This window comes from Phormidesmis sp. 146-20 (genome assembly GCF_052939475.1).
Genome location: NZ_JBJPHT010000013.1, coordinates 106,783 through 128,139, shown reverse-complemented (window position 1 = coordinate 128,139; position 21,357 = coordinate 106,783). Strand labels below are relative to the sequence as shown.

Below are 21,357 nucleotides of genomic sequence, written 5' to 3'. Positions count from 1 at the left end.
GCGAGTGACAATTTATGGATAGCTATCTTCCGATCGTTTACATCTCATTTTTATTAGGGCTACTGGCCATCGCTGGGGTGGCGGTCTTTCGTCAGGTGCTAAAAACTCGTCGGATTGAGAATGCGCTTTCTCGTCTACAAGGCAAACTCAGCAAAGAAAAAGGCACCGCGCTGGAATATTACGAACTGGGCAGTATTTTGTTGGATAAGCGGCTGTATGTGCAGGCGATCGCTCAGTTTCAAAAAGCGCTCAAGACAGGGACGCTAGAAGGTGCAGAGTTGGCGGCGGTCTACAATGCGCTGGGCTTTACCTACTTTGCTCAAGAGCAATATGATCTGGCGATTCGCAACTACAAAGAAGCTTTGAAAGCATCGCCCAACTATGTGACAGGGTTAAATAATCTCGGTCATGCCTACGAACGCAAACAGCTTGCGGCTCAAGCGCTAGAAATGTATGAGCAGGCACTCAGTCACGAACCTACAAACCCAACAGCCAAGCGTCGTGCTGAGTCTCTTCGTAAACGGTTAGTGACTTCTGCGTAAGGAACAAATTCCAGACAGAGTTCTTGAAGATAACCAATTCGAGGAATGTCCTCGCTTTGTTGCTTGGAGCTTTTGCCTCCCAACCTCCTAATTCTGGGGGACTATAAAAACAAAAAATTGGGTGCTGAGTCGCCAAATGACCTGGCACCCATTCTTTTTGGTTGTGTCTCTTATCTCACAGGCTGCTGAACCTGTCCCGTTGTCGCTGGGGATTCGGGTGTGGCGGATGGTGCCAAGGCGGGAGCTAGTGTGGGAGTGATTTGAGGTGATCGTACTGCTGGGGTCTGCTGTACAGGCGCAGGTGGGTTATTTTGCTGGGTAGGTGGCACGACTGGAGCCTGAGTCGGGGTTGGAATGATAGTCGGTGCAGGAGTTGGAGTCTGGACGGGGGGCGAGATTGGAGCTTGAACAGGCGGTTGGACAGAAGGCGTGACAGGTGTCCGAACAGGGGGCGATATTGGAGCTTGGACAGGCGGTGTTACGGGGGCTTGAACGGGTGGAGTTGGAGCTTGAACAGGTGGTGCGACAGGTGCCTGAACGGGGGCCGGAGTTGGAGCGACAGGTGGTGTGACAGGAGCCTGAACGGGTGCTGGCGCTGGAGCCTGAACGGGAGGTGTCACAGGGGACGGAGCTTGTATTGCTGGGGGCGGGTTAGGAATGGACTGTGGAGGCTGATTTTGCTGGGTAGGTGGCGCGACAGGTGCCTGAGTCGGGCCTGGTGTAGGAGTCTGGACAGAGGGTTCTGGTGGAGCCGGGGTGGGAGTGATTGTTGGAGGTTCTGGATTAGGTACTGGAGGTACTGGAGGTACTGGAGGTACTGGATTAGAAGATTGCCCAGAATTGATCGAATCTCCGGTGCTTACAGTCGGTCGAAGGTCACCCAGATTGTCTCCAAGAGTGTTAGAGACTGAAGGTTTTATCCCATCTTGGGTAGCAACAGATTGGGAGGGTTCTTGGTAAAAGTCGGAGTCAATTGGTGAAAGACTCACAAATTTGCCTTGAATCACTCCCTCACCCTGAAACGGATCTTTGCTCTGCTTCTGAAAGGCCTCAGAGGTCTCGCCTTGGACAGCGGCAATATCGCCATCTGCATTTGCCCCATTCTCTTTGGTTAGGTCTAGACCTCTGACAAGCTCACTGGTTTCATAAAAAGTCTTTAGGTCAAACTCATAGAGCTTTTGAATTTGGTCTTTCACAATGATGACCATCTGCCCAGATTTGAGTTCTTGCTGTTGTCCATTTCGGCTAGAAATATCCATTGGCCCGTCGGGGTTGTCGGTCAGGGCACCAATGATCGTTGTATCGGTTTTTGCATCATATCGGACAAACAATGCTGACCCTCGAATCCCTGCTGAAGCGTTGGGTGTACTTACGTTAGTTCTGCCCCTCTTAGGAGGAATCAGCAGCAGCATTGTCCCATTGGCGAGGTGGACATTGCGAGAATTTGGAGTAAACCGAAATAGGGAAAGTTCTCCAAGCCGGGTCAAGGAGCCATCGTTAAAACGCAAGTCTGCACGGGACGATCGAGCCGTTGACAAAGCATCCCCAGTTGTCATGAGATCCCTTAACTTGGCAGTGCGGGGAGCTTGGTTTTCACGCATCAGCCGAGCCTCACGGACTAATTCTTGAATGGTGGCCTTGCTCAAGGTCACCTCCGCACTGGCAGGCTTGGGCGAGAAAATCGTACCCAATCCGCAGAAAACGATCGTTGTGACGACGAGGAACAGTTTGCGAGACATAGACGCTCCAAGGGCAGAGGGACACTAGAGCCATCTAGATCTGCTAGACAAACTCCGTGTTTTAGGGCTTGCTAAATCAAACTTTACAGGAACTTGCGAACAATGACTTAACCCGTATAGGTGAAAACACAGATTCAGTCTTTATCCTCACTTTACATGCACTACCGAAAAGATGGAATTGTATCCAGAAGCTTTAAGAACTCTTCATCAAGAATCGAGTAAAACCAATCTGTATTAGGTTGGATAACGACAAGGTAGGCAAATGTTCCTGAAAGTTAGAACAAAGTGTGAGGGGTTGAGCCAGGTGGTAGTCAGGAAGGGCAATCAAAACCGATCTAGTAGACGTGCAGTTCTCAATCTTGAGCAACCGATGCGTCGTCACAAGTTTGGGCGAAGTCAGCTTTTGGGTCAGACCTGTTTTTGGACAAGCGTGGCGATCGCCCCCTCAGTTTGCGCCATGCCGCTCCCCTCGGCCTTGTCTCTAAACGGAGATTGGCATCGTCCGGATTTAGATGCTCCGGCTCCCCCTTCCGCTTTTGGCAGTCATCAGTTTGCCGCTTATGTCCAGGACTTAACCGATCGGGCAGCCCCTTCTCACCCCTCCCCTCCCATTCATCAGCAGGCGACTTTTCCTCCTCCTCGACAGGCATCCGTACAAACCGCAAGGCCGCTTTCAAAACAGAGTCAAATATCTTACCGAGCCAGCGATCTCACTACCCAGGAGCCAGTTCGTAAGATAGAAGCTCGATCGCCCCAGCAGTTTGACCTCGATCAGCCCGACAAGACAATCTCAGATTGGACAGAAATCACCCGCCTAGAGGAGCCGTCTTCATCTACTGAGGCTGCGTCTTTTTGTTGGCGGGTTGATGATACAAACTGTACAGTTGTCACCAACTTAAATTGGCTGAGTCAGGCTCAACCGACCGCCGACCCCGAATTGGGGATTTTGCGACTGCGACGGCAGCTTCGACCCGGAGATCCCGAATTGGGAACCTTGCAACTCACGCCCTTAACCCTGGAAGGTGTGCTTGACCCAGAACTCGGCATTCCCATTCTCCGAGAAAGGCCGCTCGATCAAAAACCCCCTGCACCTCGTGTCGCGCGACAACCTTCTGTCTACTTGCTACTAAGGGCGGACTACTTTAAGACAACTAATGTATTTTCGGGCGTTGACCCGGTAGACGATGGACTGATCCGATCGGGTCTTACCCTATTTTACGCCCCTGCGATCGGCCCCCAAACCTATCTCGTCACCTCACTGGATGCCAGTCTAATCCGCTATGCCAACCTAGGCGGCATGAAAAACCAAGTAGGCTCCAGCACATTTGGTTCGCTCAACTATAACGAACTGCGATTTAGAGCCGGAGTTTTACAGCGGTTGAGTCCCCGAATGTTTGGAGAAATTGGCTGGAGCAATCAGCAGCTATTTACCACCAAAGCAGGACTGCGGGACGCTCTGAAAGGCGATCGCTTTTTTAATGACCACTCGATTCGCGTCGAACTCAACCGCCAAGATCCGCTGTCGCCCAGTGTGTCTTTAAATACGTTCTATCAGTTTCGTGCCAGTTTTGCTGATCCGAGCGATCGCGATCGGTTGATTCACTCTCTGATCGCATCGTTGGGCTACAGTCTTTCACCCACTTTTCAGGCGGCGATCGATTATCAGATTGCCTGGTCACACTTTACCCGACAGGTGCGAGATGACATCTATCAACAGCTAGTGGGCCGTCTCACGTACAACGTTACGCCTCAGAGCCAATTTAATGTGTTTGGTGGATTTAGCTTTGGGTATTCCTCAGATACAAATATCGATTTCAACGGCTTGATCGTTGGCGTGGGATTGGTGATCAACCTGCCCCTGTTTTAGAAGCAAGTCTTGTAGGAGATCAGTTCGATGAAGTTTTTCGCTTCGCTGTTGAGCGTTCTGCCCCTCAAGCTGCCAATTCTGGGGGACTTTAAGAGAAGAACTTAAGAGAAGAACTGGGGTTCGGAATTTATCAAGTCCAAAGTCCCCTCTGTTTATCGTTTTGTTTTAGAAACGCTCTATCCAAGTCGTCTCCCATTAAATTGAAATTAGTTGAGTATCAGGAGGAAAGTCCTGTGTTTCAAAGAATTTTAGTTGCCTTGGATCAGTGCGATCGCAGCCAGTTAGTGTTTGAGAAAGCTTTGGCGATCGCCCAACCCCTTCACGCTCAGTTGATGTTAACGCATGTGTTATCGCCTCTCGAAGATGGCTATCCCACGCCGATTTATCCGGTGCCAGACAGCATCTATCCCATGCAGCACGAAGAACTAGTACGGCGATCGACCCAAGAATTTGCCGCTTTTGAGCAACAAGGACTAGAACGACTGCGAACCCATCAGCGGATCGCCACCGCCGCAGGTATTGTTACCGAATTTACACAAAACATTGGCGAACCGGGAGACACCATTTGCCAAGTCGCCAAGACCTGGAAAGCTGACCTGATTATCGTGGGGCGACGGGGACATGCCGGACTCGCAGAATTGCTGCTCGGCAGTGTCAGTAATCATGTGATGCATCATGCCCCTTGCTCTGTGCTGATTGTCCAGGGAGAAACAGGAGAGTCTGCGCCAATCCAGTCCCAAGCCAGCGCAACACCCGTTAGTTCGTAAACTTTGATACTCAGTTTTCACCCATTCACTCCAGTAACAAGGCAAAATAGCAGAGATATCGCAAGCAGAGATGATCTTCAACTTGCGCTTATGATGGGGCGTGAGTCCTAAAATAGTTAATCCTTGCAGCCCAGATTCTCTGCATGACTTCCGAAGCCTCTCTTCCTTCTTCACTGCCCGATTCTCCTGCCCCGATCGAGGTCAGCCAAAACATCCAGGTGCGCTTGAAAAATGAAGGCGGTCACCTACTCGTCACCCTGCCTCCTGACTCAGAAAACACAGACGCATCAAGCGGACTGACCTGGCCAGAAATTTGGCAACAGTTCAAACAGCAGCTTGATGCCAAGGAGCGATTTTGGCAACCCAACACGATCGTTCATTTGTCGGTCAAAGATCGTCTGATCGATGCTCGTCAACTGCACGCGATCGCGGATGCTCTGTCTGAAGTGCAATTACAACTCAAGCGCGTCTACACCAGTCGTCGCCAAACCGCCGTCGCCGCCGCCACCGCAGGCTACTCAGTCGAGCAACAAACCGCCGTCGCCCACCTCACCCAATCTGCCGGAGAAGCAGGACAAGCGATCGAAGAACCCCTCTATATTCAGATGACGCTGCGATCGGGGACAGAAATCCGGCACAATGGCACCGTCGTTATTTTGGGCGATCTCAATCCTGGTAGCTCGGTGATTGCCGAAGGAGACATTCTCGTGTGGGGTCGCCTGCGGGGAGTCGCTCATGCAGGCTGCAAAGGGAATGCTCGCTGTCTGATCATGGCGCTACAAATGGAGCCGACTCAGATTCGGATTGCTGATTTTGTAGCCAGGGCACCCGAAACGCCTCCTGCTCAGTTTTATCCAGAAGTGGCCTACGTCGCTCCCCAGGGCAACATTCGGATCGCAAAAGCCACGGATTTTACACGTCAGTCTGAGAAGAAAGAGTAGTTCCAATTTTTGGGGAAGTGGCTCGTCTTTTGATCCCCTATGACTCTGCTAAAAAGGTGAGAAGATCAAAGTTCATCGATCGTAGATTTAACAAAACCAACGATCGTGTAACGATCTGTAAGATGTGTTGAGCTACGCAAAACGTATCGATTTCAACCGTTGGTGGTGCGTTTCCCTACCGCTCAATACGCCCTACAAAATTTGGTACTGTTTAACTCACGAGCCATAGAAAGATAGGAAAATCCGTTTTTCTGACTAACTTCCCCAGGGCGGTTGAATTAATTGAGTGAATTTTCTGATACTGTTGGCTCAAGGTTCAATATAGACGATCGCAGGGTGCAGTTTCCGGCTATTCTGGAACATCTATCATTTGGTTTAGGCAACACTCGTTAGTACGTAGTCGTATCACAGATCAATGGCTCGAATCATCGTCATCACATCCGGCAAGGGTGGAGTGGGCAAAACCACTTGTACAGCAAATTTGGGTATGGCTCTGGCAAAACGGCGACGCAAGGTTGCGGTTATCGATGCCGACTTTGGGCTACGAAATTTAGACCTTCTATTGGGGCTAGAAAATCGCGTCGTCTTTACTGCGGTTGAGGTGCTGGCGGGGCAATGCCGCCTTGAACAGGCCCTCGTCAAAGACAAACGACATCCTAACTTAGTGCTGTTGCCCGCCGCGCAAAATCGCACCAAAGATGCTGTCAATCCCGATCAGATGAAGCAGCTAGTCAACGCGCTGGCCAGAGTGTACGAATATATTTTGATCGACTGTCCGGCGGGGATTGAGAATGGCTTTCAAAATGCGATCGCCGCTGCCAAAGAAGCGCTGATTGTCACAACTCCAGAAATTGCCGCTGTGCGAGATGCCGATCGGGTCGTCGGACTTTTAGAAGCCAACAATGTCAAACAAATTCGGCTGATTGTCAACCGTCTTAGACCTGCAATGGTGCAGGCAAACGATATGATGTCGGTCGAAGATGTACAAGAGATTCTTGCGGTGCCGATGATCGGCGTGGTGCCCGATGATGAGCGTGTCATTGTTTCGACCAATCGAGGAGAGCCGTTAGTCCTGTCTGAAACGCCTTCCCTTGCAGGCGCTGCCTTTGATAACATCGTTCGTCGCCTCGAAGGTGAAACGGTTCCTTTTCTGGATTTAAACGTTCAGTCGGATGGATTTTTTTCGCGCATACGCAAAATTCTCTCGACCAAACTGATGTAGGTCGGATACAAGTATAAAAGTCCACCAGACGCTTTCCCGATTCCTTTTCTCGACTGTAGCTCTCCATGATCATCGAACTTCTAGAACGACTTTTTCCGCGAGCCAATGACACTAGTCGCCAGGACGTAAAGCGCCGTCTCAAATTTGTGCTGGCTCACGATCGCGCTGACCTGCCGCCTAACCTGCTCGAAGCCATGCGGAAAGAGATCTTAGAAGTGGTACTGCGCTATGTAGAACTCGAAGATGACGGTATGGAGTTTTCGCTCGAAAATAACCAGCGAACGACCGCCCTAATTGCCAATTTGCCGATTCGTCGCATTCGTACCGACCAAACCAAACCAGACATCAAGCCAGAAGTCAAACCCGTCCTTCAGGACGATAACGGCGAAGTCACCCTTGATCTAACGCTGGCCGAGACCACCCCGCCAGAGTCTGTGCCCAAAGAATGAACCGGATCACAGGTCAAACCAAACTGCTGGGCGTGATGGGCTACCCGATCGCTCACTCACTCTCCCCGGTGATGCACAATGCGGCCCTGGCTGAGATGGGAGTTGATTGGGTCTATGTGCCGTTTGCGATCGCTCCCCCGATGTTAGCGACCGGATTGACTGGACTGGCGGCGATCGGGGTGCAGGGCTGTAGTGTGACAATTCCTCACAAACAAACCATCATTCCTTTATTGTCCAAAATTTCGCCTGTGGCTGAGGCGATCGGCGCAGTGAATACGATCTGGCAGACGGAGCAAGGCTGGAGTGGCACCAACACCGATGTCGAAGGATTTTTAGCCCCCTTGCAGTCGATGCAGCGAGATTGGAGTCAAGCCGTTGCGCTAATTTTGGGAAATGGCGGAGCCGCCAGAGCGGTTGTCGCTGGATGTGCCCAATTAGGATTTGCAGAAATCCACGTTGTCGGGCGCAATCCTCAGAAGCTAGAAGCCTTCGCCCAAAGCTGGCAACAGTCGCCCCTCGCCCCAACGCTTCAAGTTCACTCCTGGGAGCAGCTACCTAACCTGATGGGTCGCGCTAACTTGTTGGTGAATTCGACTCCGATCGGCATGGCTCCTCATCCTGATCAATCGCCGCTCACTCAGTTTGAAGCTGACCAGATTACACCCGGACTGATCGCCTACGATTTGATTTATACGCCCAGCCCCACCCAGTTTTTGCAGCAGGTTATCGAACGGGGAGGAACGGCGATCGACGGCCTAGAAATGTTAGTCGAGCAAGGGGCCGCCGCGCTCAAAATTTGGCTCAGGCAGCCCGTCCCGGTTGAGGTGATGCGTCACTCGCTCCAACAGCATTTGGGGATTTGACACGATCGCTCCATCCATCCCCTTGCTTGCTACATGCTCAACAGATCGTCTAGCTCATCTAACGCCTCACAGTCTAGAGTCCGACCAATCTGAACAGGGACATTTCGTGAAGTTGCGATCGTCGTCTCAACATTGATCGGCTGCAATCTGCCATAGAGATAGTCATCTGCATATTTGCGAAAGACCGCCTCGATCGCCGCCCGCGAATTTTTTAAGCCCCACTCAGACGCAATCTGTTCTGCCTTTTCCAAAACGTCCTGGCTGAGTCTCATTTTGTTGTCATACATAGCTGCAATCCTTCAGGAATCGGAAACAAACCTCGAACATTCGCAAACTGGGGATCGGGGACAACCGCAAACAGCTTACGACCTGCCAATCGTTCTGCAATCAGGTGAGAACTGCCCCCCGTGACCAAAAATCGAGTGACTCGCGCCATAAAAGGCGTATATTGTGCCTTCACCGTCTGAAAAATCCCTTTGAACCAGGGGTCGAGATACTCGTTGAGCCACAGTTCCCACGACAGGCCCGTATCAGCATACTGATGCCCCATCTTGAAGCCATCCATAATCAAAGCAGGGTCAGCCGTCGTCCCCAGCCCATTCGCCAATCGCTTATCGAAACTGATGGCCGTCGCCAACTCATACGCCCCGCCGCGATCCATCACATTTTCGTCAATCACGTCGCCTTCTGCATCGATCAGCCGCGAAATCCAGGTGCCGCCGCCAATGTCTACGACGATCGTGTACCCGCTATCAGGAATCAGCCCCAGCCGTTGTGCGTAGGTATAGGAACCCAGCCCTTCTCGCTCGACTTCTACCTGCTCGACGGTGACCCGAAACGGAATGCCATTGCGCTTAAACTCGTGAATGCCCATCAGTTGCGCCCTCAAAACGTCTTGGCTGCGGGCAGGTTGGGGCGTTGAAACATGCAGGTTGAGTGAAAATTGACAGATGTCTTCGGCAGCGCGATCGGCTTCGATACAGGCGTAAAGGTGCAGCCGTGCCAGGTCAAGTTTGTTTTCGACCACGGTTTGTTGCTGTCTGCGGTACTTATAAGCCTGGGTGCCAAAGTGATAGCGCGCCCCGTCGGGCAGCTCGATCAACGGTGAACTGTCTGAGTAGCGCACGGCATCTCGACCTTGAGGAAGCTGAAATCGAATCGATCGAATCGCTTTGGGGTTTCCGGTGCCGTTCCAAAACTTCAGGTCGTAGTTTCCGGCATCGAGGGCGAGCGATCGGGTAGGCACAATGGCAACGGGGATGGCGGGAGCTTCTTTTCGCGCTCTCGTTTGTTTGGCTTCTACACTGGTCATTGGTTCCTCCTTTATACTGATCCGTTAAGGCTGCGATCATGTGTCCCCAACTGCGGTCAGGTTTACCCAATTAGTACATAAGTACTCTATGCGAACCAGTCAGAGGTGTCAAGTCGATCGCCAACAAATTTGAAAATCAGTTATGCATAACAAGAACCCCAAAATGGTATGATGTCAACATTGAACTAACTACTCTTCTAAAGGGCTGCGGTTCGACAAATTTTGGGCGATTAGCACAGTGGTAGCGCACTTCCTTCACACGGAAGGGGTCACTGGTTCAAATCCAGTATCGCCCATAGACTTAAACCCTTCTCTAGGGAGAGTTTCAAGCAAACTGAAGCTCCTAGCTTTTATTCATCAAAACTCTCTTTACTCCCTTCCCGCTGTAAGAACTAGGAAAGAGTAAGGGGTTTCCATTACCCATTGCTCAAATACTCCTCTAGCTTCTGATATTGCAAGTACTGGACATGTGCCGCTTTCGTCGGTTCCTTTTGAACAGGTTGTGGAAGAGCGATCGCTTCAGTAGCCATTGGTGACGCTTTGGGTAGTAGCTGTACCTTGATCGATTCCGCATCAGCATTCGTCAAACTGAGACGATCCTGAATTTCCTTAAGTTGTTTTCGGGTACGATCGCTAAAAGGAAAGTTTCTCAAAGCCGTTTGCACTGATCGCTCATACTCAATTGAATATAGTCGGATGAATATTCAGTCGGAGTTTCAACTAGCCTCTGATACAGCCACTTCACCAATGTCTCAAGACTGCTGAACGTGATTTTCAGGTCAAAAAGCCCAGGTTCAGGCTGGTCATGAGATTCAGTGAAATTATGGCACTGAGAAAATTTTAACTCGTAGGAGAAAGCTCTGTGAGAAAAGCAGTTCTGTTAAGCTACGGATACTCATCCAGCGAGGCAAATCATGACTGCCTTAGTGATCAATCTCAGACCGACGATCGAACTCACCGACGACGAATTCTACAAGTTCTGTCTACAGAATCCAGACCTCCGAATTGAAACCACAGCAACAGGAGCGCTAATTGTCATGCCGCCAACTGGAGGAGAGTCTGGCAAACGCAACGCTGATTTAACGACGGATGTTGGACTTTGGAATCGTCAAGCTGATCTAGGAGTCGTGTTTGATTCTTCAACGATCTTTAAGTTGCCGAATGGAGCTAATCGTTCTCCTGATGTTGCATGGATTACGAACGATCGCTGGAGTGCTTTAAGCATCGAACAGCAAAAGAAGTTTCCCCCCATTGCCCCTGATTTTGTCATCGAATTGAGATCAGAAACTGATACCTTGAGCGAACTTCAGGAAAAAATGCAGGAATATATGGACAATGGCGTGCGGCTCGGTTGGCTCATTGATCCGCAAACGAAACAAGTAATCATCTATCGTCTCGGTCAGCCTGTTGAAACGCTACAAACTCCAGCGACGCTTTTGGGCGAGACAGTCTTACCCGGATTTGTGCTGGATCTCAGCCGCATATTTCGCTGAATTGGTCTAGAGTCCAAAGTCCATGATCACTGGGTGCCTAATTTTGGATAAGCGATGCGTTGATGGTTCGACTGTTGCCAGACATTGACGAAGACTCTGGCGATCGTCCCCATTTCTGCACGAGTTAGACCCGACGCAGAAAGCTGACCTTCTTGCCAACGGGCCCGCAAAATCTTGTTGATCATATGCATCGCCTCATCGCGGGTGGCATCTTTGAGCGATCGCAGCGCCGCCTCACACGAATCCGCCAGCATGACAATTCCTGTTTCGCGAGACTGTGGATCAGGGCCGTCGTAGCGAAAATCCTCGTCATTCACAGTTTTCGTGGGATCTTGTTCTGCCTTTTGCTTGGCTTGGTAATAGAAATAAGCAATCATCATTCTGCCTTGATGTTCGGGGATGAATGACTGAACCGCCCTCGGCAACCGCGCCTTGCGGGCCATGACGATCCCCTCAGTGACGTGCTTTTTGATGATCGCCGCACTCTTCCAGGGGTCATTGATCAAATCGTGCTTGTTGGGCGCACCCATCTGATTTTCGATGAAGCCCTGCGGGTCGTGCATTTTGCCGATGTCGTGATAGAGCGTTCCCGTTCGCACCAGTTCGACATTGCAGCCGAGTTCTCGGGCCGCCGCTTCGGCCAGGGTTGCCACAAATAAAGTGTGCTGAAAGGTGCCCGGAGTTTCTGCGGCTAGACGTTTTAACAACGGACGGTTGGGATTGGCGAGTTCGACTAAGCGAATCGTCGTCACCAGATCAAATAAGTGTTCTAAATAGGGACTGATGCCGATCGCCACAATACTCCAAGCCAATCCCAACAGTCCGTAAATCGCCGTCGCCCCCAGCAAGTCATACCAGACCATTCCAGAAGCCATACTGAGTAACAGATAGAGCGCCCCTTGAGTAATGCCGATCGCCACGCCCAAGAGCGCTAGTTCCTCCCGCGATCGCAGCTTTCCACCCCAAAAGGCCGCCAGCAGCCCTCCTGCCACACTCGGCAACCAGTGACTTACGCCCATTGCCATTCCGATCGGCAACAGCGTGCTGAGCAACCCAACTGAAGTCACTGCCAAAAGCGGGCCGTAGAAACTGCCAATCAGAAGACCGATCGCAGGCAAATTAGTCGCCGGAACTCCCAACATCACCAGCACCGGAGCAGTCAACGCCAACAGCCACACCAGCACATAGTCGCGACTCCGCAACCCCTTGGGATGAAACCGCCGCTCAACCCACCAAAATAGCGCCACCGAGACGCTTACCAGAGCGCCAAAGCTGAGAAATCCCGGCCAATTGGTTTGCCGACGACTCAAATTAAAATGATCCAACAGCATAAAATCTCGCTGCGTGATCACCTGACCCCCCGTAACGATGATTTCTCCCCGCCGAACCGTCACCATTTCGGGCTGCACCTCCTGGGCCGCCTGCTCGGCCTTGAGACGGCTTTGTTCTTCGTCTCGCACCAGATTGGGCTGTAGATAACTCATCAGCAGTTTGGTCGCCAGTCCTTTGGAGGCGGGTAAGGCGGATTGAAGATTGAGATTGACCGCACCTTCTAATAGCGTTTTGGGCAGCCCTGGCGGAATCCCCTGAGCGAGAATGCGATCGTTGACCTGCAAAACCTGCGTCTGAAAGCTTTGCCAATCGGTCTCTGACAGTTCCAAAATCGAGGCATCATAAAAGCTACTCGATTGAGAGTCCGGATCTTGCAGCGTCAAAACAGCCCCCGTGTACTGTCGTCGCACTTCATTGATTTGCTCGGTGAGCGCTAAAAACGCTTTGGGTGAGTTGGCTTGCAGGTAGTTTTGTAGCTCATTAGCAATCTGCCGCTGAAGGGGATCAGACAGTTGGCTGGGCCGCGGGGCGGTGTTTTGTTTTTTGGCAGCCTGGTCTTGAGCCGCTTGTAGGATGCGCTGCCAGTCAGTTTCAGAGGCTTTACGAAGATAACGCTGGGCCTGAGTTGAGAGAACTTTCGTTTCGACAAACGGAAACGCCCCCGCAAGCTGTCGAAAACTGGTGCCTCTGGCGATCGCATTCTGCAAGTCTTGACGAATCTGATCATTGATGCGCTGATCGATCATCAAAACCGTAATTGCGACGGTTCGGGCCGCTTTGCGTTTTTCTTCGGTCGCTTTCTTGTCTTCGATCGTGGCATCCCTCGGCGCTAACACCATCTGAGGCGACACCTTGCCCACATCCAAAAGTGGCTGATTGTAGTAGCGATGTCCCAAGGTGCTGGTCAGAGAAACGACCGTTACCACAAGCACGATCGTTGGATGTACCCCTTCTCGAAAGCCCCGCAGCGAAGCCCCTCGACTAGCAAAATTAGCCGACGCAGAGGTCGAAGAGGTGATCATCGGTAACAGCGTCTGCATCCCGGATTTAGACACCGTTTGGCGGAGTTGCTTGTGATACTGGCTGCACACCTGTTGAATCTGTCGCGTCAAGGACTGAAGAGAGGGCATAGGTGCTGACTCATAGCGTGAAGAGTGCGTGGAGGGTGCGTGGAATCGAGTGAAGAGAGCCGAAAGGATTGAAATTTCTAAAAGATTAGTGCCAACCAGACCGGGGGATTGAGACCAGACCGCCGATATTGATGCTGATCTTAATTAAGATGTACTGCACTCACCTCAAAATGACGAGCGTTTGAGCAAACTCGATCGCAGCAACTTCCTTTATAAAAGCTGGAAGATTGATCGAGCTATCCAAATTTACGAATCACCTGGGGAGCAGCCACCGCAGAGGTCAGCGAATCCATTGGGTTGTAAACTCCAGACCAGTGTGACAGTAAACGCCCTGCCTGGCTCAAGGTTTCAGTCGTGTCGATCGCCATCCGCCACTCGATCATCATTCCACTTAATCCGTTATACGCTCCGGAGAGGGCCGCTGTCAGGGCACAAACGGCGGGTTGATGACTCCGGGCAGCGCGTAATAGGGAGAGCCGAAAATCTTCTGGAGTACTGAGAAAACAGTAGAGCGCCAGCGCGATCGCCCCCTCCGATCGTCCCAGTTTGAGGGCCGCATCAAGTCCTGCGGGCTGCGTCAGTAAGGTTTGCACCTGCTGAAGTTGCTCAACTAGCGGCGATTTGGGCTTGTCAAGGGTTTCCAGGGTCACCAAAAGTTGAGGAATCAGCGTCAAGGGGTCGAGTCTTTCCTGCAAGATTTCGGCGATCGCACATTCCACCGCAAACACGCCGCGCGGGTCGATTTTGGGATTCTCAACGCTGGCGATCGCTCGCTCCAGGTTTTGCCAAAGCTTTAAGGGGTCTTCATGAAAGAATAATCCCACAGGCAGCAGGGCGATCGCCATCTTTGCGGTCACATCTGTCCCTGATAAAGGCTGATCAAACGCCTCCAGATTAAACTTGTGACGAAGCAACTGTTCTAGATAATGATGCGTCAGACTTTGCATCGGAAGAGGCTGAGTGGTCAGTTGACCCACGATCGTCCCCATTGCCCACGCTTCTCCCAAAATGGCTCCCACCAGGGTCGCCTGAAATCGAGTTAACAGCCCATACTGCATCGGTTCGCCCATCCCTTTTGAGGGTAATAAATGTGACGTGAAGATCGATCGCGCTTGCCAGGTTAGGATACACTCAGTAGGATCAATTTGAGGTGGTGCGATCGTTGTATATAGTAGGATAAGTGCAACCTTTCGCTAACCAACCTCCACATTTGGGGTCTCAACCATGCTACAGGTTCAGTTTATCTACCACGACGGATGATCAACTTACTGAGGTCAAGTCCGATGAACGGAAGCCGCACCAGAGCCACAACCCTAAGACGTTTCCAGCGCACGCTTCGAGTCACCTGCCAGCGATCGCTCTGTCACTACGGTACACTCAGCTTACTTTGGGTGGTTTGTTTTGCGCCAGTTGCTCTAAGCCAAAGTCAAGACAGTAGACAACCCGCCTCCTTTAGCATCTTGCGTCCTTTGCTGCGATCGGGCAGTCGAGGCGCAGAAGTGACCGAACTGCAAGCCGCGCTTAAATTATTAGGCTACTACGATGGATCAGTGGACGGCTTCTATGGAGACACGACCGTAACGGCTGTTTCGAGATTTCAGCAGGCTGCCGGACTGACCAAAGATGGCATTGTGGGCACCGCTACCTGGGATCGGCTATTTCCGCCAAATGTGAGCGATCTGCCCGCCTCCACGCCCTTTCCTGCTCGTCCTGTGTCTGCGTCTGCTCCTAAGCCCTCTCCTGCCCCCACTTCTCCCCAACCCGCTCGACAAGAAGATCCCCCGACGACGATCGACTTCCCGATTTTGAGAATCGGCAGCCAGGGAGCAGCGGTCACCAGATTACAGGAGCGACTCAAAGCGATCGGGCTATTGAGCGGAGCGGCCGATGGAGTCTTTGGTGCAGAAACTCAGTCAGCCGTCAAAGCGGCTCAGTCCAGGTTTGGGTTAGAAGCAGATGGCGTTGTCGGAGGGGCAACCTGGAGTGCCTTGATGCGATAAAAGCTGGAGTGAAATGGCGTTTTTAGGGCTGATGTTTCTCGTGATCAACTGATGTGAATTTTGGTAAATGAAGGCGCGATCGACCAGCAGAGAATGCTAGTTTAAAACCAGGCACAAAGAAGTTAAACCACTTCTCCCAACTGTTAGATTTGAGCCTGTGCCTCCCGCTCGAATCTAGTCGTACAGCGTGGTTTGAGTAGCACTGACCTCTAAAACATTAGCTTTGGGTTGTCTCGATCCACTTCGTTTGAGACAAATATAACCCGGCTAAAACTACAGCCTGAATTGGCTGAGAGCGGTGTCAAAAAAGCAATGCTGGCGAATGAAAAGTTCACACTATTTATGACTGATTGAACCAGCTACAACCAATCATTCCTAACTGCTTTAAGGGGTCTAGTTTATCTAAATTAGGCCCCTTGATCTGTGGATAATGCTAACAAAAATAGTTAACTTTCTCGACCTTGCCAGCGCTTTTTCCAATGAGAAGTGGGTTCTAAACCAGACGAGGCTTGCTCGATTTCACGACGTTTCAAAATCACTGCGGGCGAATCTTTGAGCGTAAAATCTCGATAAGGAACTGCGGCACGAGTCTGTAAATGTTCTAACTCCTGGGGCGAGAGTTGTGGCAGGTCAGCAGCCTCCCAACTGGCGATCGTACCGGGCGATCGTCGTCCCACAGGATCAGTCGCCCCAACCCGCAAACCCGCCGCCATCAACGCAGTTCGCACCGCCGCCGCACAAGAATAAGTTGCCAACCGACCCTCCGATTTGAGCAGCCGAGCTACCTGACTGAGAAACTCGATCGACCAGAGTTGAGGGCAATGAGGCGGCGAAAAGGGGTCAAGAAAAATGGCATCAAACGGCTCTGACTCCAAAGGTAGCGTTTGACGAGCATCCCCCAGTATTAGTTGAGCATCGAGGCGATCGGTTTTGACTATGCCAGATTTTGCCAGCGTTGTGAGCGAAGTTTGAATTTCTGGATGCCAGGGAGTGAGAAGCTGATGAGCGACCCTTGCGGTCTCTGCAAAGCAGCACGCCTCTTGAGGCACCGTTGCATCGATCTCCAACGCCACCACTCGCACCCGACAGTCAGGATTTACTTGCCAAATTGCTTCTAGCGCGGCCGCTGTGTTGTAGCCCAATCCATAGCAAATATCCAACAGGTTGAGCGAGGTGCAACCCCTTGTGGATAACTCAAAGCGACTGGCTTTCTGCCTCAACAAAGTCGGCTCGACAAACTTCAATTCTGCTTCTTGCCGCGCCCCAAACTTGCTATGAAACGCCTCTCCATATTCAGTTGAGAAAAACGTAAACGAACCATCACCAGTCGGTTGAGGAGTGAAGGGCATGGGGGAGGGAGGAGGGAGGAGGGAGGAGGGAGGAACGGGAAGTAAAAGGAGATGCGGTAAGATTGAGTTCTTAAGAATCGCGAATTAAATAAGATCATTTATTGCCAAGCGACTTCGCCCCCTAAATCCCCCATTCTGGGGGACTTTGAGATCAAAAAAATTCTGGAATTCAAAACGGGTTCGAGCTTCAAAGTCCCCCAAATTTGGGGGATTTGGGGGGCTATAACCCATTGAAACGAAGCCAAAATCAACTAACCAAGCATATTTAGAGAATTTCAGGTTAATAAACTCGCGTTCCTTAGTTTCAAATTAACGCGAATTCAATCTGGCTTTTTCGCTGCGTTGGTCAAATCAATTGGTTAATGCTACAGACCCTTCGCCCCTAAATCTCATTCTGGGGGACTTTGAGAATCCGATACTTTTTGGCTTGAAGTCCGCCACTCGTGGGAGATTTAGGTTGCCCTCCAAGATCTGTAGCACTCAAAGATCAATTTGGTATTGGTCAAATCTTCTATCTTCCAACCCCTCAGACCTGGAGGACTTTAGACTGTTAAGGTGCTTACCAGGAATTCACACCATCCCTAACCTATGATTCCTGTCGTCTCAGTCGATTGGTTGCGCGAACATCTTGAAGAAGTGACGATCGTTGATTGTCGATTTTCGCTCATGGAGCCAGATTTGGGACGGCAGCAATATGAGCAGGGGCACATTCCAGGGGCGTATTATTTGGATTTGAATCGAGACTTGTCGAGTCCGGTAGGTCGGCATGGCGGACGGCACCCTTTGCCAGATGTGGTAGCGTTGGCGGCGAAATTGTCAGAGATGGGAGTCACCAATTTGACTCAGGTGGTGGCTTATGACGATTCTCGGTTTGCTTTTTCGGCTCGACTTTGGTGGCTGTTGCGCTATCTGGGACACGATCGCGTTTCGGTTCTCAACGGCGGATTCAAAGCATGGCAGGCAGCCGGAAATTTAACGACGACAAGGCAGCCTGATCGCCGCTCTGGAAGCTTTATTCCTCAGCCTCAGAGCGACTGGGTTGTAGACATTGCCGCTGTCCAAGCCAAAAAAGACTCGGTGGCACTGGTTGATTCGCGTGAGGCAGAGCGCTATCGAGGAGAACGAGAACCCATCGACCCGATCGCAGGCCACATCCCCGGAGCTGTCAACTATCCGTGGCAAGATGTGACCAACGCAGACGGATTTTTGATTGAGCAACCCGATCGCTGGGCAGACGTACGATCGGCTTCAGAAATTTTGGTTTACTGCGGATCAGGCGTGACGGCGTGTGTCAATTTGCTGTCTTTAGAACTGGCAGGCATCGACGCAAAACTCTATGCAGGCAGTTGGAGTGATTGGTGTTCGTATCAAAACAAAGGCTGAAAGCTTTGAGTTTTCTGACGGCTCCAAACCAGGAATTTTCTCTAAAAGTCCCCCAGATTGGGGGGTTGGGGGGCAAAAGTGCTGAATCACGAAGCGAAAAAACTCTGTCGAATTCACGTTAATCGAAACCGCATCACTCCAATCGATGAAACTGATTCATAAAAGCCCGATCGATGCGATCTTTGAGCAACCAGAGAAGCGACGATCGCCAGCCAAACGTTCCATAAGAAGCCACCGCAGAACGATCGCCCGTTCCGATTAAGCTGAGATACTGCTTTTGAGGATGATAAGACGCTAACGGCTGTTGTCGAATCACACGGCACAGATTGTTAAACAGTGGCTTTCCTTGACGGACGGCAAATACACCCGCTTTGGGACGAGGAGAATTGACCATCGCTGCAACGTCACCCGCCGCAAACACCTGGGGATGAGAGATGGACTGTAGCGCATCGTTGACCAAAATAAATCCGTTTTGATCCACAGCCAGTCCAGCTTTGCCCAACCAGTCTGGAGCCGAAGCTTCTGTCACCCAAACCGTTGCATCACAGACGATCGCCAACCCCGATTCACACATCACCGTCCCCTGACGCACTTCTCGCACCGTTTCTGACAGATGAAGCTGAATGCCTCGCTGACTTAGCAGTTTCTCAAAAAAACGTCGCACCCAGGGACTATGTTTGGGCATTAATTCTGAAGCGCGATGAAAGAGATGCACCGTCACCTGCGATCGCAGTTCCAACAACCGATGCTGCATATTCAGCGCTAACTCGACTCCACCCGTTCCGCCGCCCACGATGCCGATCGTTCGAGCTGAGACAGACGACTGACAAAATTGCTCCCACCAGTCCAACAATTTCTGCACAGGTTTAGCGGGAATGCACTGCGCTGATTCAATGATCGCGGGCAACTTGGGCGTACTGCCAACATCGATCGACACCCAATCAAAAGCGACGGGAGCCTGGTTTTTACACAACACTTGCTGATTTTCTAAATCCAATCCAACGGCTTGATCGATTAAAAATTCTGCTTGAGCAAACTGAGTGAGCGATCGCAAATCAATGTGACAGTCCTCATGCGTATAAAATCCTGCAATTTGTCCCGGTAGCATTCCTGAATAAGGTGTGTCAGAGGCTTCGCTGATCAAGGTCAAACGCACCCCAGGCAACGGATTCAAACCAAACAGTCGGAGGGCGATCGCGTGGCTATGTCCTCCACCGACCAGCACAAGATTTTTGAGCATTGGTTTCTGTGTCATGTCCTGATTTTACGGTGGGGAAGGGGAGGAGACATTAGACAGGGGACAAGAAGCATCAGACGGTGAGCGAGAAGCATCAGACGGTGAGCGAGAAGCATCAGACGGTGAGCGAGAAGCATCAGACGGTGAACTGCTTTGTTTAAGCTCAGAGATTGGGTCGCATACTGGCAGCGATTTGTCAAACGATAAAAGCGTTCACTCTGCGGGATTGGCAGTATCCTGATAGGATTGTGAAATCTATGTTGGGGAGTTTCTGATGAATAAGATGCTGTGGCTGGCTGGCTTGGGAGTTGCGATCGCCCTAGGAAGCTGTGGCAAGCAAGATCGAGCGCAGATCCAAAAATCACCCGATGCCGTCCCTGTGACTCAGGCTCCCCAAAATTTTCCCAAGCCGACCGTCAGTGCGAATGCACCGATGCCGACGATCGCCGTCAAGGGAATGATTCAATCAACCAGCGCCCAGACTCGACTTTCTCGACTCTCAACTGCTAATCGGCGTGATCCCTTTGCCGCTGTACTCCCCCCCGAAATCAAGATGGGAGCGGTCAAAAATCAACCTGCGGCAAGGCGATCGGTTTCTTCTCAAGTCCAACGGCCCACTGTCAAGCCCGCTACTCAAGCGCCCCAGATTGCCCTAACGCCTCTTCCGCCCAGTTCTTTGCCTGCCCTTCCGCCTGTTGCGGTCAACTCGGCCCCGCCGCTCTCTAATGTGCCTGTCCTTCCGCCTGTCTCGCGCACCAGTTTGGCGGATGCGATCGAGATTACGGGTGTGATTCAAGTTGGGGGCAAAGTGACGGCGATCGTTCAATCTCCAACCGAATCGACCGCACGCTACGTTCAGCCCGGTGAATATCTAGCCAATGGCAGCGTCTTATTGAAACGCATTATCATGAGTAAGAACGGAGAGCCAACGATCGTGCTTCAACAAAACGGTGTTGAGGTGACCAAATCGATCGGCAGCACCCGTGTCGCCAGCGCTTCATAGGAATCAATAGCTGCAAAAAACTCCCTATCGATCTCCAAAAGACATCCTCTGAGATAAATCCCTTTCATCCCTCCTCGCGAAAGCGGGGCAACGCCCTCCCTCATCTCTCAAAACGGAGCTTCCTGGCATGATGGAGCCTTCCCCGCGATCGACTCACTCCAAGCAAATGTCTAGAGCAAACCCAGAACGGCGATCGCTCAACTACCAGGAGTCTTATATCTGTCCGGTGTGTCGTCATGGGCAGATTGAGGCGTTGACGCTGATGGATGCCTTTGCCTGCAATTTTTGTCGCCACATCTTTACGGCCAATTTGCGAGAGCAGTCCATTCACGTCGAAGATAGCTCTCAGCCGATGAGTTGGCGCTGGAATGGTCGCAACTGGCAAGCTGCAAATCAGCCCGATGTCGATCTGACCGTGGTGATCTGGCTGGTAGGTGTGGCGCTAGTGATTTTGCCCCCGGTGCTGGTGGGAATTCCGGCTTACATTTTTACCCCGTTGGAGGGGAGCGATCGCTCCTGGTTTCCGGCTTTTTGGGTGGGGCTGACTTTTGTCACGCACTTTTTGTTTGTCGCGTGGCTAATGGTTGAGCATTATCAACTGCCGCTCTATGTGTCCTACAAAATTCGTTTGCGCCAATGGTTTGAGCGACGTTAATTGGTTAAGGGACGCTATCATCTCTATCTATTCCTGGATAGTCTTGATAAAGAACTTTTGAACACTCCTGCTG

General features: G+C 51.4%; 20 protein-coding genes and 1 tRNA gene. 13 read left to right on the top strand and 8 right to left on the bottom strand.

Going from position 1 to position 21,357, the window contains the following annotated elements; genetic code table 11:
• The first annotated feature begins 14 nt into the window (after positions 1-14).
• Positions 15-542 (top strand): tetratricopeptide repeat protein, encoded by a 528-nt coding sequence (locus ACKFKH_RS13315; protein WP_446858788.1) that lies wholly within the window; start codon positions 15-17, stop codon positions 540-542.
• 170 nt (positions 543-712) lie between these two features.
• Here the strand turns inward: ACKFKH_RS13315 and ACKFKH_RS13310 are convergent, their stop codons facing one another.
• Positions 713-2,281: a FecR domain-containing protein gene (locus ACKFKH_RS13310; protein WP_446858787.1), complete on the bottom strand. Its 1,569-nt coding sequence runs from the start codon at positions 2,279-2,281 to the stop codon at positions 713-715.
• A 370-nt stretch (positions 2,282-2,651) separates the two neighbouring features.
• Between ACKFKH_RS13310 and ACKFKH_RS13305 the strand changes: the two genes are divergently transcribed.
• The 6 genes from ACKFKH_RS13305 (at position 2,652) to ACKFKH_RS13280 (ending at position 8,390) form a co-directional block, all read left to right on the top strand.
• Positions 2,652-4,148, top strand: coding sequence for a hypothetical protein (locus ACKFKH_RS13305; RefSeq protein WP_446858786.1), 1,497 nt, complete (start codon positions 2,652-2,654; stop codon positions 4,146-4,148).
• 233 nt (positions 4,149-4,381) lie between these two features.
• Positions 4,382-4,915 carry a universal stress protein gene (locus ACKFKH_RS13300; RefSeq protein WP_446858785.1) on the top strand — a complete coding sequence of 178 codons (534 nt, stop codon included), beginning with the start codon at positions 4,382-4,384 and terminating at the stop codon, positions 4,913-4,915.
• Positions 4,916-5,058: 143 nt separating this feature from the next.
• Entirely contained in the window at positions 5,059-5,856 is a 798-nt protein-coding gene (minC, locus tag ACKFKH_RS13295) for a septum site-determining protein MinC (protein ID WP_446858784.1), read from the top strand.
• Positions 5,857-6,271: 415 nt separating this feature from the next.
• A complete protein-coding gene (gene minD / locus ACKFKH_RS13290) occupies positions 6,272-7,078 on the top strand; it encodes a septum site-determining protein MinD (protein WP_446858783.1) in 807 nt (268 codons plus the stop codon).
• Positions 7,079-7,143: 65 nt separating this feature from the next.
• On the top strand, positions 7,144-7,527 hold the full coding sequence (minE, locus tag ACKFKH_RS13285; protein ID WP_446858782.1) for a cell division topological specificity factor MinE: 384 nt from the start codon (positions 7,144-7,146) through the stop codon (positions 7,525-7,527).
• Positions 7,524-8,390 (top strand): shikimate dehydrogenase, encoded by an 867-nt coding sequence (locus ACKFKH_RS13280; protein ID WP_446858781.1) that lies wholly within the window; start codon positions 7,524-7,526, stop codon positions 8,388-8,390. The genes minE and ACKFKH_RS13280 overlap by 4 nt, the downstream gene beginning before the upstream one ends.
• Before the next feature lie 29 nt (positions 8,391-8,419).
• Here ACKFKH_RS13280 and ACKFKH_RS13275 read toward each other — a convergent pair whose 3' ends face one another.
• Both ACKFKH_RS13275 and ACKFKH_RS13270 read right to left on the bottom strand, forming a co-directional pair.
• Entirely contained in the window at positions 8,420-8,677 is a 258-nt protein-coding gene (locus ACKFKH_RS13275; protein WP_446858780.1) for a hypothetical protein, read from the bottom strand.
• The gene (locus tag ACKFKH_RS13270) at positions 8,659-9,702 is read right to left on the bottom strand and encodes a ParM/StbA family protein (RefSeq protein WP_446858779.1); all 1,044 of its coding nucleotides are present in this window, start codon (positions 9,700-9,702) and stop codon (positions 8,659-8,661) included. The genes ACKFKH_RS13275 and ACKFKH_RS13270 overlap by 19 nt, the downstream gene beginning before the upstream one ends.
• Positions 9,703-9,926: 224 nt before the next feature.
• Between ACKFKH_RS13270 and ACKFKH_RS13265 the strand changes: the two genes are divergently transcribed.
• Positions 9,927-9,998: transfer RNA gene (locus ACKFKH_RS13265), tRNA-Val, on the top strand.
• A gap of 120 nt (positions 9,999-10,118) precedes the next feature.
• On the opposite strand, the gene ACKFKH_RS13260 is transcribed toward ACKFKH_RS13265, so the two are convergent.
• A complete protein-coding gene (locus tag ACKFKH_RS13260; RefSeq protein ID WP_446858778.1) occupies positions 10,119-10,355 on the bottom strand; it encodes a hypothetical protein in 237 nt (78 codons plus the stop codon).
• 261 nt (positions 10,356-10,616) lie between these two features.
• Here ACKFKH_RS13260 and ACKFKH_RS13255 point away from each other — a divergent pair, with 261 nt between their 5' ends.
• Positions 10,617-11,195, top strand: a complete 579-nt coding sequence (locus tag ACKFKH_RS13255) for a Uma2 family endonuclease (protein WP_446858777.1) — start codon at positions 10,617-10,619, stop codon at positions 11,193-11,195.
• A 26-nt stretch (positions 11,196-11,221) separates the two neighbouring features.
• Here ACKFKH_RS13255 and ACKFKH_RS13250 read toward each other — a convergent pair whose 3' ends face one another.
• Both ACKFKH_RS13250 and ACKFKH_RS13245 read right to left on the bottom strand, forming a co-directional pair.
• Positions 11,222-13,657, bottom strand: coding sequence for an HD family phosphohydrolase (locus ACKFKH_RS13250; RefSeq protein ID WP_446858776.1), 2,436 nt, complete (start codon positions 13,655-13,657; stop codon positions 11,222-11,224).
• A 236-nt stretch (positions 13,658-13,893) separates the two neighbouring features.
• A complete protein-coding gene (locus ACKFKH_RS13245) occupies positions 13,894-14,727 on the bottom strand; it encodes an ADP-ribosylglycohydrolase family protein (protein WP_446858775.1) in 834 nt (277 codons plus the stop codon).
• Positions 14,728-14,940: 213 nt separating this feature from the next.
• On the opposite strand from ACKFKH_RS13245, the gene ACKFKH_RS13240 reads away from it, so the two are divergent.
• Positions 14,941-15,657 (top strand): peptidoglycan-binding protein, encoded by a 717-nt coding sequence (locus ACKFKH_RS13240; protein WP_446858774.1) that lies wholly within the window; start codon positions 14,941-14,943, stop codon positions 15,655-15,657.
• A 446-nt stretch (positions 15,658-16,103) separates the two neighbouring features.
• Here the strand turns inward: ACKFKH_RS13240 and ACKFKH_RS13235 are convergent, their stop codons facing one another.
• A complete protein-coding gene (locus tag ACKFKH_RS13235) occupies positions 16,104-17,006 on the bottom strand; it encodes a tRNA (5-methylaminomethyl-2-thiouridine)(34)-methyltransferase MnmD (RefSeq protein ID WP_446858773.1) in 903 nt (300 codons plus the stop codon).
• Between the two features lie 588 nt (positions 17,007-17,594).
• Here ACKFKH_RS13235 and ACKFKH_RS13230 point away from each other — a divergent pair.
• Positions 17,595-18,389 (top strand): sulfurtransferase, encoded by a 795-nt coding sequence (locus tag ACKFKH_RS13230; protein ID WP_446858772.1) that lies wholly within the window; start codon positions 17,595-17,597, stop codon positions 18,387-18,389.
• Between the two features lie 133 nt (positions 18,390-18,522).
• On the opposite strand, the gene ACKFKH_RS13225 is transcribed toward ACKFKH_RS13230, so the two are convergent.
• On the bottom strand, positions 18,523-19,644 hold the full coding sequence (locus ACKFKH_RS13225; RefSeq protein ID WP_446858771.1) for an FAD-dependent oxidoreductase: 1,122 nt from the start codon (positions 19,642-19,644) through the stop codon (positions 18,523-18,525).
• Between the two features lie 256 nt (positions 19,645-19,900).
• Between ACKFKH_RS13225 and ACKFKH_RS13220 the strand changes: the two genes are divergently transcribed.
• Positions 19,901-20,629, top strand: a complete 729-nt coding sequence (locus tag ACKFKH_RS13220) for a hypothetical protein (RefSeq protein ID WP_446858770.1) — start codon at positions 19,901-19,903, stop codon at positions 20,627-20,629.
• 127 nt (positions 20,630-20,756) lie between these two features.
• Entirely contained in the window at positions 20,757-21,284 is a 528-nt protein-coding gene (locus ACKFKH_RS13215; RefSeq protein ID WP_446858769.1) for a hypothetical protein, read from the top strand.
• The last annotated feature ends 73 nt before the right edge of the window (positions 21,285-21,357 follow it).

Bases quoted from the DNA above. Each gene is read 5' to 3' on its own strand.
- ACKFKH_RS13315 (WP_446858788.1), top strand. From the start codon at position 15: ATGGATAGCTATCTTCCGATCGTTTACATCTCATTTTTATTAGGGCTA.
- ACKFKH_RS13310 (WP_446858787.1), bottom strand. From the start codon at position 2,281: ATGTCTCGCAAACTGTTCCTCGTCGTCACAACGATCGTTTTCTGCGGA.
- ACKFKH_RS13305 (WP_446858786.1), top strand. From the start codon at position 2,652: ATGCGTCGTCACAAGTTTGGGCGAAGTCAGCTTTTGGGTCAGACCTGT.
- minC (WP_446858784.1), top strand. From the start codon at position 5,059: ATGACTTCCGAAGCCTCTCTTCCTTCTTCACTGCCCGATTCTCCTGCC.
- minD (WP_446858783.1), top strand. From the start codon at position 6,272: ATGGCTCGAATCATCGTCATCACATCCGGCAAGGGTGGAGTGGGCAAA.
- minE (WP_446858782.1), top strand. From the start codon at position 7,144: ATGATCATCGAACTTCTAGAACGACTTTTTCCGCGAGCCAATGACACT.
- ACKFKH_RS13280 (WP_446858781.1), top strand. From the start codon at position 7,524: ATGAACCGGATCACAGGTCAAACCAAACTGCTGGGCGTGATGGGCTAC.
- ACKFKH_RS13275 (WP_446858780.1), bottom strand. From the start codon at position 8,677: ATGTATGACAACAAAATGAGACTCAGCCAGGACGTTTTGGAAAAGGCA.
- ACKFKH_RS13270 (WP_446858779.1), bottom strand. From the start codon at position 9,702: ATGACCAGTGTAGAAGCCAAACAAACGAGAGCGCGAAAAGAAGCTCCC.
- ACKFKH_RS13255 (WP_446858777.1), top strand. From the start codon at position 10,617: ATGACTGCCTTAGTGATCAATCTCAGACCGACGATCGAACTCACCGAC.
- ACKFKH_RS13250 (WP_446858776.1), bottom strand. From the start codon at position 13,657: ATGCCCTCTCTTCAGTCCTTGACGCGACAGATTCAACAGGTGTGCAGC.
- ACKFKH_RS13245 (WP_446858775.1), bottom strand. From the start codon at position 14,727: ATGGGCGAACCGATGCAGTATGGGCTGTTAACTCGATTTCAGGCGACC.
- ACKFKH_RS13240 (WP_446858774.1), top strand. From the start codon at position 14,941: ATGAACGGAAGCCGCACCAGAGCCACAACCCTAAGACGTTTCCAGCGC.
- ACKFKH_RS13235 (WP_446858773.1), bottom strand. From the start codon at position 17,006: ATGCCCTTCACTCCTCAACCGACTGGTGATGGTTCGTTTACGTTTTTC.
- ACKFKH_RS13230 (WP_446858772.1), top strand. From the start codon at position 17,595: ATGATTCCTGTCGTCTCAGTCGATTGGTTGCGCGAACATCTTGAAGAA.
- ACKFKH_RS13225 (WP_446858771.1), bottom strand. From the start codon at position 19,644: ATGACACAGAAACCAATGCTCAAAAATCTTGTGCTGGTCGGTGGAGGA.
- ACKFKH_RS13220 (WP_446858770.1), top strand. From the start codon at position 19,901: ATGAATAAGATGCTGTGGCTGGCTGGCTTGGGAGTTGCGATCGCCCTA.
- ACKFKH_RS13215 (WP_446858769.1), top strand. From the start codon at position 20,757: ATGATGGAGCCTTCCCCGCGATCGACTCACTCCAAGCAAATGTCTAGA.